Source organism: Psychromonas sp., from assembly GCF_041586535.1.
Taxonomy (GTDB): Bacteria; Pseudomonadota; Gammaproteobacteria; order Enterobacterales; family Psychromonadaceae; genus Psychromonas.
Genome location: NZ_JBFGZY010000114.1, coordinates 1 through 13,555 on the forward strand (window position 1 = coordinate 1; position 13,555 = coordinate 13,555).

Sequence of the window (13,555 nt, forward strand, 5' to 3'; positions counted from 1 at the left end):
CCGTTCGCGGAGACACTCCTTTTTCAGAGTGGGTTAAAGATGCTTGTGAACAAAAATTAAAAACCAAGTGATGTTAATGCTCCGCATTAAATGATTTTCATCACCGCCCTAAAGGACGGTGTTTTTCATCAAAACTGATAAATTAAAAAAGTGATACCAGTCGGAGATTAAAAAAGCTTAATCAAATAAAGCCCGTAAACTGGCAATACCTTTCTCAGCTACCTGTTTTCTCTGCTCTTCAGTCTTTTTCTGCGGGCCGCTCTCCCAATCCAGATCATCCTGGGGTAGTTCGAACAAAAACCGGCTCGGTGTTGGTTTAATCATTTCGCCATACTGATTGCGCTCTTTAGCGAGCGTAAAAGTTAACTCTTTTTGCGCGCGGGTGATGCCCACATAGGCAAGACGTCTTTCCTCTTCTACATTATCTTCATCAATACTGACCTGATGCGGTAAAATCCCCTCCTCCATACCGATCATATACACATAGGGAAATTCCAGCCCTTTTGAGGCATGCAGGGTCATCAGCTGCACCTGATCCAGCTCCTCTTCCTCTTCATTGCGCGACAACATATCACGCAGTGTCAGACGGGCAACCACCTGCTCCAGGGTCATCTCCTCATCAAGATCATCACCTTTGAGCATCTCTGTTACCCATTTAAATAACATCGACACGTTTTTCATACGCATCTCAGCTGCTTTGGGACTCGGGCTGCTTTCATATAACCAGTCTTCGTAACCAATATCACGAATCAAATCACGGACAACATCAATGGGCTGATCATGTTTGAGACGATCATTAAGATCACTTAACCAGCGCGTGAAAGCCTGCAATGACTGCAAGCCTTTACCCGTTAAGGTTTGCTCCAACCCCATTTCAAAACTGCAGGCAAATAAACTGCTGTGGCGCATATTCGCATAACTACCCAATTTCTCTAAGGAGCCGGGACCTATGCCGCGACGGGGAGTATTCACAACACGTAAAAAAGCATTATCGTCATCATGATTCACCAGCAACTTAAGATAAGCCATAATATCTTTCACTTCACTGCGGGCAAAAAAGGAGGTCCCCCCGCTGATCCGGTAGGGAATGCGGTTCTCCATCATTACCTTTTCCAATAAACGGCTTTGATGATTACCACGATAAAGTACGGCATAATCTTTAAATGAGGCACCATTCATAAACTTATGACCGGAAAGTTCCATCACCACCCGCTCAGCTTCATGCTGTTCATTTTTAGCGAAAAGTACTTTTAAAGGTTCACCGTAGGCGAGCTCACTGAACAGACGTTTTTCAAATTCATGCGGGTTATTAGCAATTAACACATTGGCTGATTTTAAGACACGCTGACTGGAGCGATAATTCTGCTCCAGTTTAATTACTTTTAACTGCGGAAAATCATTTTGCAGCAGGACTAAATTTTCAGGACGCGCACCACGCCAGGAGTAGATAGACTGGTCATCATCGCCCACCACGGTAAATCGGGCACGCTGACCGACTAGCGCTTTAATTAATTCATATTGGCTGGTATTGGTATCCTGATATTCATCCACCAGCAGATAACGGATTTTCTGCTGCCAGCGTAAGCGCACCTCCTCTTTATGGGTGAGCAATAAGGTGGGTAAAACAATCAGATCGTCAAAATCTAAAGCGTTATAAGCTTTTAACTGGCGCTGGTAAAGATCATAACAATGGGCGAATAAGACCTCCCGCTCACCTTTGGCATATTTAATCGCCTGCGGCGGTAATACCAGGGCATTTTTCCAGTTGGAAATTTGCGAGATCAGGGCTTTGAGCAGATCCAAATCTTCTTTTAATTGCCGCTCAGTGAGTTCTTTTAGTAACGCCAGGGTATCCTGATCGTCAAACAGGGTAAAACCGGCTTTCATACCCAACGTTTTATATTCACGCTTGATAATATCCAAGCCCAGAGAATGAAAGGTCGAAACCATCAAACCACGCGCCTCTTTACGCCCGAGCGTCTGACTGACCCGCTCTTTCATCTCGCGGGCGGCCTTATTGGTAAAGGTGACTGCGGCGATGTTTTTTGCCAGATAATCACAATTCTGCACCAGATGCGCAATTTTATTGGTGATCACGCGCGTTTTACCGCTACCGGCTCCCGCTAAAACAAGGCACGGTCCTGAGATCATTTTAACGGCGGCATCTTGTCCGGGATTAAGCTTCATGGTTTGTCCTAACAGTTCTAACAAATAATAACAGAGGGGGGATTTTACGTCAGTTTCACCTGAATACCAATCTCCTTTGAGGATCGAGCCTCGAGCTTTGAGCGATGTACTTCGCAGCTCCTAGCCCGTAACCTGACTCTTATACACAAGTCTGTAACCATTGGTGGTGTTCTTTATTCTTTTCGGGGCGCAGGATTTATCCTGCAAGTAAAGGTAAAATTTAATAAATTTGCTATTCCGTCCTTGACGGTGTGTAGACTATGAGAAACCGAAACGCAGTTTCGCAGTTCGAAAAGTCATGCTCTTTGCACTGCCAAAGAAAACAGGCCACGCAGAGCTTTGCCCGCTCGTAACACTATGCTGTCGCATAACTCGCCCAAAAGAAAGGCTGCTCAAGCACTTTTTAACACACCATCCCAGACAGTACCTGTACTGGCTGAGATTAGGGAAATCTAGGCCGAGCCTTCTCATGAACCTAAACTGTCGTTTAATTCGCGCCATGATTTTCCTTGCTAAAGTACTTGCTCAATACAAGAAAAATGGATGGGGGAAACGTAGCCAATTTGGATTGCTATCCAAATTCCACAATCATGGGACTTTTGTATAAGCCCGTAACTCATAGCTATTTCCAGCGTAATTAACGTTAAGCATTGCATAATTTTTTTAAATAACGATAATGAACGTTCATTCATTTTGGTATAAATTATGGACAAAAGAGACGCTATTTTAAATGCAACCAAAACCCTGTTAGCGGAACGCGGATTTTATGGTATCTCCATGAAGTTAATTGCCGATACCGCCGGCATCGCCGCCGGGACTATCTATCGCTATTTTGAAAACAAAGAAACATTAATCAGTGAGTTGTACCGACACATCACCCGGGAGGTGGCACAAACCACTTTTAAAGGTTGGTCGGACCAGCTGTCTCTGGAAGAAAAATATAAGCTGTTATGGCGCAATACCTTTGATGCTGTGCGCGAAGATCCGCAGCGTTTAGCGGTGATTGAGATGCTCTTTTTGCAACCTCGCCTTGCCCGGGAAGAAGCGGCTTTTTGTGACAATGAGGCGTTTTACCCGTTAATGGATTTTTATCAGCAGGGTATAGATCAAGGGGTTTTTCACGACTGGCAGATCCACGCATTAATTACACTCAGTTTTGATACGGCTATTACTTTAGCTAAAAAAATAATCAGAAAACGTTTCACCCCGGATGAAATGCAAATAAATCAGGTCAGAGACGCTTCCTGGTTAATTATTCAAAAAAGTTAATTTTAATATTAAGGCAAGAATAATGAAAAAATGGATCGCTTCAGCAATATTATTGGCAATACTGGTGTTTGGCAGTGTTATCGGCTTTAACATGTTTAAAGCAAGCAAAATTAAAGAATTTCTAGCCAACCGCCCTATTCCGGAATTCCCGGTAACCGCTCAGACGGTAAAATTAGAAGACTGGACGCCCCACCTGCGCGCTATCGGTTTTATCGAACCCATTCAAGGGGTTAATATTTCCAATGAAGTAAGCGGCAAGGTGGTTAAAATTGACTTTGAATCAGGTCAGAAACTGCGGGCCAACGATCCTCTTGTTTACCTCGATGCAGAAGTTGAAACTGCCAATTTGAAAGCCGCTCAAGGGCGTTTATCTGCCGTGCTGAGCAATTACAAACGGATGAATTCATTATTCACCAAAGGCTCTGTTTCACAGGGACAAGTCGATGATGCCGAGGCGGAGTTATTAGCGCTGCAGGGGCAAATCGAAAGCTATCAGGCAACCATCAGCCGCCGTATTATTCGCGCCCCCTTTGACGGCATCACCGGTTTAAGAAATGTATTTATCGGTGATTATTTAAGTGCCGGTACGGATATCGTGCGCTTGGAAGATGTCAGTAAAATGCGCCTGCGTTTTATCGTGCCGCAAAATGACCTGAATAAAATTCATATCGGTCAGGCAATGAATATTTTTGTTGATGCGGAGCCTGACACCACTTTTACCGGCTCAATTTCAGCGATTGAACCTGCGGTTAACTATCAAAGCGGTGTGATTCAAGTGCAGGCGGATATTCCCAATACCGAACAAAAACTGCGTTCGGGTATGTTTGCCAAGGCAGATATTATTTTATCGACTCTACCTGCGCAAATTATTGTTCCGGAAACGGCAGTAAACTACACCCTATATGGCGAAACCGTTTATCTGCTTACAGAGCATCTGGATGATTCCGGTAAAAGCTTTCTGCAGGCAAACCAGCGTATCGTCAAACTGGGTAAAAGCAAAGATGGTGCAGTCCGTATACTTGAAGGGCTAGCCGAAGGTGATGTGATCGTGACAAGTGGTCAGGTACGCTTAAGTAATGGTGCGCATGTGACCGTTATCGAATCAGATATCTTAAATAAACCTGCTGAAATACCAGCATTATAGGGGCGATGATGAAATTTACAGATATTTTTATACGCCGTCCGGTACTGGCCATTTCGATTAGCTTGTTGCTGGTTTTACTTGGTCTGCAGGGATTAAGTAAAATGCAGGTACGCGAGTACCCGAGCATGACCAATACCGTGGTGACGGTTTCAACCAGTTATTATGGTGCGAATACCGATCTGATCCAGGGCTTTATTACCCAGCCTATCGAACAGGCGATTGCACAAGCCGATAATATTGATTTTATCAGCTCACAAAGCTTTATGGGGACGTCAAAAATTTCGGTGTATATGAAATTAAATACCGATCCCAATGGCGCAGTTGCGGATATTCTTGCCAAGGTGAATAGTGTGCGCTCACAACTGCCCAGTGAGGCGGAAGATCCAACCATTGATATGAGTACCGGCTCAACCACCTCGGTGATCTATATCGCCTTCTCCAGTGAGCAGTTGAATGCCAGCCAAATTACGGATTACCTTGAACGGGTTATCAAACCGCAGCTATTTAGTATTAATGGCGTCGCTAAAGTTAACCTCTATGGCGGTACAAAATTTGCCCTGCGCATCTGGTTAGATCCGGATCGCATGGCCGGCTTCAGTTTAACAACGGCAGACGTAGTACAGATACTGCAGGCGAACAATATTCAATCGGCAGCAGGACAGGTTAACGGCTATTACACGCTGTTTAACAGTAATGCTGAAACCCAGGTAAAAACCACCGCTGAGCTGGAAAATCTGATTATTGCCACGCGTGAAAACGGCAAAGTGATTCGCCTGCAGGATATTGCCCGGGTTTCTCTGGAAAAAAGTCACGATATCTACCGCTCCATGGCGAATGGTAATGATGCCGTGGTCGTTGCAATCGATGCGGCACCAACCGCTAATCCGCTGAGCATCACGGCAGATGTACGCAAAATGTTACCGGAGCTTGCAAAGAACAACCCCAGTTCAATCAACATGGAAGTATTGTACGATTCAACCATTGCCATTGAAGAGTCTATTTCTGAAGTGGTTAAAACCATTGCTGAAGCGGGTTTAATCGTATTAGTGGTGATGATCCTGTTTTTAGGCTCATGGCGCGCGGTGGTGATTCCGATCATTACCATTCCATTGTCATTAATCGGCGTGGTGGTAGTGATGCAGCTGTTTGGTTTTACCCTCAATTTAATGACCCTGCTGGCAATGGTACTGGCAATCGGACTGGTTGTTGACGACGCGATCGTGGTGGTAGAAAATATTGACCGCCATATCAAAGCCGGAGAAGATCCTTTCCGTGCGGCGATTCTCGGTACCCGTGAGATAGCATTGCCGGTTATCTCCATGACCATCACCTTAGCAGCCGTTTATGCGCCGATCGCGTTAATGGGGGGGATTACCGGATCACTGTTCAGTGAGTTTGCATTAACTCTTGCCGGGGCAGTATTTGTTTCAGGTATTGTAGCGCTTACCTTATCGCCGATGATGTGCAGCAAAATGCTCACCAGCCACCAGCCAAACCGCTTTGAGCGTGCTGTCGAATCGGTTTTATCGGGTTTGGCCAACAACTATGCGCGTTTGCTGGATAAATTAATGACCCGACGTCCTGCGGTGATTATTTTCGCGGCACTGGTATTTATCTCTTTACCATTCTTGTTTCAATCTATTCCGGCAGAGCTTGCACCTAAAGAAGATAAAGGCGCGTTGATGATGATGTCCAAAGCTCCGTCAAATGCAAACCTGGATTACATCGAAAACAGCATGCGGGTAATCACCGCAGAAATGGGTAAACAGCCGGAAGTTGCCAGTACCTTAGCTATGTCGGGCATACCAAATGCCAACCAGGCATTTGGTATTGCGATTATGAAACCCTGGAGCCAGCGGGATAAAAGCCCGGCACAGCTTTCAGCGACTTTAACCCCGACCTTTAACAGCGTCGCAGCGGTGGCGACGACGGCCTTCCAAATGCCGGAGTTGCCGGGATCATCGGGCGGTTTACCGGTGCAGTTTGTGATCACCACGGCTAACCAATTTGAAAGCCTGGTCAGTATCGCCGGTGATGTCCTGGCGGCAACTCAGGCAAATCCGAACTTTGTTTACTCTGAGCTGGATTTAGCCTTTGATTCCGCCACCATGAACATCAAAATTGACCGTGATAAGGCCGGTGCTTACGGTGTTACCATGCAGGATATCGGGATCACCCTGGGCACTCTACTAAGTGACGGTTATTTAAACCGGATCGACCTGGATGGCCGCAGTTATGAGGTAATTGCCCAGGTGGAGCGGAAATATCGTCTATCGCCGGATAATCTCGGCGACTTTTATGTGCGTGCTAAAAATGGCGATATGCTGCCGCTCAGCGAATTAATTAGCGTTGAAATCTCAGCAGAGCCACGCTCATTACCGCACTTTAACCAGTTAAACAGTGCCACCATCGGCGCAGTATTAGCACCGGGCTTTTCTATGGGAGAAGCAATTACTTTCTTCGAAGAGCTGGCCACAACGCAGTTACCGCAGGGTTACCGTCATGATTATCTGGGTGAAGCGCGTCAATTTGTAAGCGAAGGCAGTGCCTTATACATGACCTTTATTCTGGCGATATTGATTATCTTTCTGGTGCTTGCCAGTCAGTTTGAAAGTATTCGTGATCCGCTGGTTATTCTAATGACGGTTCCGCTTGCGATCAGTGGCGCCCTAGTGGCTCTGGCGTGGGGGGCTGCAACCATGAATATTTATACTCAGGTCGGTTTGATCACTCTGGTGGGGTTAATTACCAAACATGGTATTTTGATTGCCGAGGTTGCCAAAGAGGAACAGTTACATCATGGATTAAATCGTATTGATGCAGTTAAAAAAGCAGCGACAGTGCGTTTACGTCCGATATTGATGACTACGGCCGCAATGGTAGCTGGTTTAATCCCGTTATTATTTGCCACCGGTGCAGGCGCAGTCAGCCGCTATGGTATCGGTATTGTGATTGTAGCGGGATTATCCATCGGTACCTTATTTACTTTGTTTATTCTCCCCGTTATCTATTCCTTTATTGCCGGCGTTCATAAGCCGCGTGAAGTATTTGATGAAAATCTCGAACACAAAATCAAAAGTAAAAACCGCCAAAGCGCTGTATAAAGATTCTCGAGTGTAAATAAAAAGAGCTTAAGATTTTGTCTTAAGCTCTTTTTTTATAGGCGTTAAAAGCTATTACCTTCTCGGCATTACTGTTAACTAGAGATAACCCTCAGGGTTTTGTGACTGCCAGCGCCAGCCATCTTCAGCCATTTCTTTAACAGTACGGGTTGCACGCCAGTTAAGCTCTCTGTTTGCTTTGCTCACATCCGCCCAGCACTCGGCAATATCACCGGGTCTGCGCGGGGAAATAGTGTAAGGAATCGGTTTACCGCTCGCTTTGGCAAAGGCGTCAACCATCTCCAGTACGCTGCTGCCCTGACCTGTGCCCAGATTATAGATATGCAAACCGGATTGTGAACCGACCGCTTTAAGTGCGGCAATATGACCATCAGCAAGATCCATTACATGGATATAATCGCGCACGCCGGTGCCGTCAGGGGTATCGTAGTCATCACCGAATACCGCTAATTTTTCACGCCGCCCCACGGCAACCTGAGCAATAAAAGGCATCAGGTTATTTGGAATACCCTGCGGATCTTCGCCCATGGTACCGGAGATGTGTGCGCCAACCGGGTTGAAATAACGTAATAATGTAATACTGAACTGCGGATCTGCAGCCTGTAAATCGCGCAGACACTCTTCGACGATATATTTACTGCGCCCGTAAGGATTAGTCGTCGCGCCCGTTGGCGTCGCTTCAGTGATCGGAATTTCCTGAGGATCGCCATAGACAGTTGCCGACGAGCTGAACAGCAGACTTTTAACCCCGGCTTTTTGCATGACTTCTGCCAGCAGTAAAGATCCATGAACATTATTATCATAATACTCGAGTGGCTTAGCGACCGATTCCCCCACCGCTTTTAAGCCTGCAAAGTGAATAACCGAGGCAATTTTATGCTCGCTGAATATTTTTTCTAAAATGGCTCTATCACGTACATCACCCTGATAAAAAATAGGTTTTTGACCGGTTAGCGCCTCAATACGTGCTAAGACTATTTCACTGCTATTTGACAGATTATCCAGAATAACCGGCGTCATACCCGCAGCCATCAGTTGAATACAGGTATGGCTGCCTATATAGCCCATTCCACCGGTAATAAGAATTTTCATTTTTAACTCCATCTATTTAATGCGATTAACTGCAGCCAGCATAGGCCATCTGCAAGCGCAAAGACAAGGAAAAGCTTAAGGTGAATACTTTTACCCTCAAGAAATTACCCTTAAAAAAAACCGCAGCACATTATTGACGGGCTGCGGTTTTATTGAGCGCGAATAAAATTACGATAAACTATCAGATACCGTATTGCTCACGGTAGGCTTTTACCGCAGCAAGGTGCTCCTGCATATCCGGCTGCGCTTCCAAATAGCTGACCAGATCGCTTAACTGCACAATGGAAATCACTTTTGCATTGTAATCGCGCTCTACTTCCTGAATCGCAGAAAGTTCCGCTTTGCCTTTTTCCTGACGATCCAGCGCAATTAAAACTCCAGCCAATTGCGCATTATGGGCCTGGATAATATCCATAGATTCACGAATTGCCGTACCGGCGGTGATCACATCATCCACCAGCATGATTTTACCTTTCAGTTCAGAGCCGACCAGGCTGCCGCCTTCGCCATGGGTCTTAGCTTCTTTGCGGTTAAAGCAGTAAGGGATATCCAGATCGTAATCATTAGACAGTGCCACAGCCGTGGTTGTCGCAATCGGAATACCTTTGTAGGCCGGACCAAAAAGCAGATCATAGTCAATTCCAGCGTCCATTAAAGCCGCCGCATAAAAGCGCCCTAAACGTGCTAAATCACGTCCGCTATTGAACAGTCCGGCATTAAAAAAGTAAGGGCTGGTACGCCCTGATTTCAGGGTAAACTGGCCAAATTTTAACACCTGTTTTTGTAAAGCAAATTCAATAAATTCTTTTTGATAATCTTTCATCTTTTTATTCCGCTGTGAGTGCTTGTTTTTGTTCATGGATAAGTGCGTCGATACCGCCTTTGGCCAGGTTTAACATAGCCAGCAGCTGTTCATGGCTGAATGCACCGTCTTCCGCCGTTGCCTGAATCTCAATCATCTCGCCATTTTCGGTCATCACCACATTCATATCGGTTTGGGCATTGGAATCCTCTGCATAATCCAAATCACAAACCGGCGTGTCGTTATAGATACCCACGGAAACCGCTGCAATCATCTGCTTCAGCGGGCTCTTTTTCAGCTTGCCGGCTTTTACCATCCAGTTCAGCGCATCCGCTAAAGCGATACATGCGCCGGTAATTGATGCGGTACGCGTGCCACCGTCCGCCTGAATAACATCACAATCAACGGTGATCATATTTTCACCTAAGGCATTCAGATCCACTGCAGCGCGCAGTGAACGTGCAATCAGGCGCTGAATCTCCAGCGTGCGGCCACCTTGCTTACCTTTCGCTGCTTCACGCATATTGCGGGTATGGGTTGCACGCGGCAGCATTGCATATTCAGCGGTCACCCAGCCTTTGCCTTTACCTTTCAAAAACCCAGGTACCGAATCTGACACCGACGCATTACAAAGTACTTTGGTGTTACCCATTTCAATTAACACCGAGCCTTCTGCATAATCAGTATAATGACGGGTGATTTTTATTTCGCGGTTCTGCTCTGGGGTACGATTACTAGGACGCATAAATTAACAAGCCTTCTAAAAAAATGAAGGCTTATTATAAGAGCAAAGTGAATACAGGTCACGTTAAGTTATTTTGCAGCTACCCTTTGGGCAGACTGTCTATATCTGAAATGGTAACTTCATTTTTAAGCTGTAACGGCGCTTCCTTGCTGAATTTTGTACCCTGAACCTGAATCAAAATAGGCTGCGCATTACTACCACTGGTAAATATAACCTGAAAAAACTGCTTAATATCAGTTAACGAGACTACCGACAGGCTGTCTATATAATCCTGCTTGCTATCAATTTTCTCTTTCAGGCTTAACCATTGCTTATTCAGATAGGAAAACTCATCAGCCAGGGAGGTTGGTTTTGCCAGGTAATTGGCAATATGCGCCTTTTTAATAGTCGCAAATTCCTGCTCGCTGGTTTTCTCCAGCTGCACCTGAAAGCTTTTCAAAAACGCGTCAAAACGGCTATATAAGCGGGCATTACTGACCGCGGGGCTTTGCGTGAACAGCCCGACTGCGACGCTGTCTTCAACAGGAAAACTGGCCGTGAAGGGGGAATAGGTTAATTGCTCCTGGGTACGGATTTGATCGTAAAATGCAGGCCGCAGCAAGTTGTTTAATAACTCTGCCGTGGCCAATGCCCGCTCCCCTTTTAAGTCGGAAAGGTAAATACTCGCTAATGCATCATCTTCCATCTCCGAGGTGATCCGATAATTTAACGGCCCCTGCTTAAGATCTGCCTGCAGACGTTTAATAACATAAAATGGTTGTTTCTGAATATTAATCATTTTTGCCAGTGAATTATCCAGCTGCAGCACCTCTTCGCGGCTTAAATTGCCCAGCGCGAGCAGGCGTAAGCTCGATTGATTAAATATTTTTTCAATAATTTTATTTATATCAGGCAGAGTGATCGCGTCTATTTCAGCAAGCAAGGCGCTATCAGACCATGCCGGCAAACGTGCTAACTGTCTGAAACCATCAAAGGCAAAATCCATCGGTTTCATTTTTGATTTATTTTTTAACTGGCGCTGCAGCTCCTCTTTTGCCAGACCTAGTGACTGCTCGCTAAATTGTGCATATTTCACCTCAGATAGAATCTGTAATAATAACTGCCCCTGTTTATCATTATACCCGGAAGTACTTATCAGCAGGCCGTTGGAGTGGCTGAGTGAAAAACCTAAACCGGCTTCACCGGCCATAAAATTCAGCGCGGCAAACTCTTTATCCAGGAGTTTCAGCAGCAGGCTCATCACTACCCGGGACTTTGCATCCTGATCGGCAAGATTATTGTTCAGCTGCAGCGTCAGCATCGCTTTGGGCTCTTCAATATGGGCGCTCTGTTTGAACCATAGCGAGTGCCCGGCTTTGTTAACCAGCTGCACAGCCTTCTCGGCGTATTGTGCTTTCACCAGGCTGAGATCTTCTGCTAACCAGGGATTACTGCCGGGTAAGGTTAAAGTAATATCTCCGGCTTGACGCAGCCAGTTTTGCTGTGTTTCTTTGCTTATCACCCTGCGCGCATACTCTCCCTGATAAAAGGGGATCGGCGCCCCCCCCTGCGCATCCGGACTCATTTTAAAAATTCGGCTATTTTCGGGGGTTAAATAAGTTAATAATTGGCTGATAAATTCCGCATTAAAACTGTCCAGACGGTAAGGGTGAAATAACAGGTCTTTAGCCGGATAGTGCTGCATATTAGCGGACAAGGCCATCACATAACTAAAGCCGGCATCTTTAGTTAAAAATTCAAAGCGTCTGTCCAAGGCATTTTTCTGCTCCTGATACTGCAGCTGATTAATCCCCTGCTTTTTAATCAATTCAATATAAGCAAATAAACTCGCCAAAATTTTATCTTGTGCCGTTAAACCCGCATTGGTCAGTTTAAACTGCATGGAAAACTGTGAATAATGCTCACTGTAGGCGTCGTAAAAACCAGCCATCACAGACTCCACCAGCCCTGCTTTCTGCAGAGAATCAGATAATCCCCCCGGATGATCCGAACCGAGCAGACGACTGATGTAACCGCCCGGCTGATACATATATTCATCTTTTACACTGGGTATTAAGAAATTCACCTGCAATAATTTAACATCTGCCGTGGGTTTCATCTCCACACTGATGCCGAGTTGATCTTCCGTGAGCATCGGCGTCACAATCACCGGCTTGGTGCTGTTTTTATTAGGAATCTGACTAAGGTATAACAGAGCCATCTGCTGCAAATCGGCAATGGAACGCGGACTGGTTAACGCCACCTTCATTAAATTTGCGGAATAATAACGGTTAAAAAAATCAACCAGTTCATCCTGCAGTTTACTACCCGGTTTATCTTTTAAGGTGGTTAAATCACCGGTACTGAAGCGGGCGCTCGGGTAATCCGGATTCAAGGTATAACGCTGCAGAGCATAAAACTTGCGCATATCATTATCAAAATAGGTTTTATGCTCGGCATTGACGGTGTGCCTCTCTTTATCCGCATACTGTTCATCCAGTAACGGGGCGCGCATCACATCACCTAAACGGTCTAATGCCTGTGCAAAGTGGCTGTCATTCACTTCAAAACCATAGACGGTGCTATCCTGGGCGGTATAAGCGTTAGTATAACCGCCATGCTGGTTCATAAATTTACTGTATTCATTAATGGTTGGGTAACGCTGCGAGCCTAAAAACAGCATATGCTCGAGATAATGAGCAAGGCCTAACTGATGATCAGGGTTATGCATGCTACCGACGGGTAATGATAATGCCGCTGCGCTGTTTTCTAAATCCGGATCAGAGACTAACAATACTTCAAGCTGGTTCGGCAGTCGGATCAGCTGATATTCGCGCGGATCGTTCGGACTTTTAATAATTTTCGTATCGAGTATTGCAACGGCTGATTCAGTGCGTCCGCTGTGCACCTCATTCGCGGCAGATAAAGCCAGCGAAAAACTGTAGGATAAACAAAAAAGAAGCAGCATTAGCGTTTTGTAAAATGGCATTTTTTATTCTCTTCAGTGTTATGAAATAAGCTAAGAAATATTAAGACAAGAGACTATGCAATAAGTTTAACTAAAATTAAAGCGTAACAGATGTATGGACTCCCACCTCCCTCGGGAGTAGCGTAATAAGTAACCAAACTTTTACCAAGGAGCCCATACATGCTTAATTGTAATATTCTTGCGATTGATTTAGCAAAAAATTTGTTTCAAGTTTGTAAAACAGATA

The 13,555-nt window shown here is 45.4% G+C and carries 8 protein-coding genes; 3 read left to right on the forward strand and 5 right to left on the reverse strand.

All coding sequences use genetic code 11. The annotated features are described in order from the left end of the window. Window positions 1–177 precede the first annotated feature (177 nt). Complete coding sequence (gene rep / locus ABZA00_RS12780) at window positions 178–2,187, reverse strand: DNA helicase Rep (RefSeq protein ID WP_372882550.1); 2,010 nt, start codon at window positions 2,185–2,187, stop codon at window positions 178–180. 705 nt (window positions 2,188–2,892) lie between these two features. Here rep and ABZA00_RS12785 point away from each other — a divergent pair. From ABZA00_RS12785 to ABZA00_RS12795, 3 genes are read left to right on the forward strand one after another with little or no spacing between them, the layout of a single operon-like run. Further along, window positions 2,893–3,456, forward strand: coding sequence for a TetR/AcrR family transcriptional regulator (locus ABZA00_RS12785; RefSeq protein WP_372882551.1), 564 nt, complete (start codon window positions 2,893–2,895; stop codon window positions 3,454–3,456). Window positions 3,457–3,478: 22 nt separating this feature from the next. Further along, window positions 3,479–4,600, forward strand: a complete 1,122-nt coding sequence (locus tag ABZA00_RS12790; protein WP_372882552.1) for an efflux RND transporter periplasmic adaptor subunit — start codon at window positions 3,479–3,481, stop codon at window positions 4,598–4,600. Between the two features lie 8 nt (window positions 4,601–4,608). After that, on the forward strand, window positions 4,609–7,704 hold the full coding sequence (locus ABZA00_RS12795) for a multidrug efflux RND transporter permease subunit (RefSeq protein ID WP_372882553.1): 3,096 nt from the start codon (window positions 4,609–4,611) through the stop codon (window positions 7,702–7,704). Window positions 7,705–7,800: 96 nt separating this feature from the next. Here the strand turns inward: ABZA00_RS12795 and galE are convergent, their stop codons facing one another. From galE to ABZA00_RS12815, 4 genes are all read right to left on the reverse strand, one after another. Beyond that, window positions 7,801–8,814, reverse strand: a complete 1,014-nt coding sequence (gene galE / locus ABZA00_RS12800; RefSeq protein ID WP_372882554.1) for a UDP-glucose 4-epimerase GalE — start codon at window positions 8,812–8,814, stop codon at window positions 7,801–7,803. 181 nt (window positions 8,815–8,995) lie between these two features. Next, entirely contained in the window at window positions 8,996–9,637 is a 642-nt protein-coding gene (gene pyrE / locus ABZA00_RS12805; RefSeq protein WP_372882555.1) for an orotate phosphoribosyltransferase, read from the reverse strand. Window positions 9,638–9,641: 4 nt separating this feature from the next. Continuing rightward, on the reverse strand, window positions 9,642–10,361 hold the full coding sequence (gene rph, locus ABZA00_RS12810; protein WP_372882556.1) for a ribonuclease PH: 720 nt from the start codon (window positions 10,359–10,361) through the stop codon (window positions 9,642–9,644). 79 nt (window positions 10,362–10,440) lie between these two features. Then, on the reverse strand, window positions 10,441–13,329 hold the full coding sequence (locus ABZA00_RS12815; protein WP_372882557.1) for an insulinase family protein: 2,889 nt from the start codon (window positions 13,327–13,329) through the stop codon (window positions 10,441–10,443). Window positions 13,330–13,555: the final 226 nt, after the last annotated feature.

Excerpts from the sequence above, each read along its gene's own strand:
- rep (WP_372882550.1), bottom strand. The coding sequence starts at position 2,187 with ATGAAGCTTAATCCCGGACAAGATGCCGCCGTTAAAATGATCTCAGGA.
- ABZA00_RS12785 (WP_372882551.1), top strand. The coding sequence starts at position 2,893 with ATGGACAAAAGAGACGCTATTTTAAATGCAACCAAAACCCTGTTAGCG.
- ABZA00_RS12790 (WP_372882552.1), top strand. The coding sequence starts at position 3,479 with ATGAAAAAATGGATCGCTTCAGCAATATTATTGGCAATACTGGTGTTT.
- ABZA00_RS12795 (WP_372882553.1), top strand. The coding sequence starts at position 4,609 with ATGAAATTTACAGATATTTTTATACGCCGTCCGGTACTGGCCATTTCG.
- galE (WP_372882554.1), bottom strand. The coding sequence starts at position 8,814 with ATGAAAATTCTTATTACCGGTGGAATGGGCTATATAGGCAGCCATACC.
- pyrE (WP_372882555.1), bottom strand. The coding sequence starts at position 9,637 with ATGAAAGATTATCAAAAAGAATTTATTGAATTTGCTTTACAAAAACAG.
- rph (WP_372882556.1), bottom strand. The coding sequence starts at position 10,361 with ATGCGTCCTAGTAATCGTACCCCAGAGCAGAACCGCGAAATAAAAATC.
- ABZA00_RS12815 (WP_372882557.1), bottom strand. The coding sequence starts at position 13,329 with ATGCCATTTTACAAAACGCTAATGCTGCTTCTTTTTTGTTTATCCTAC.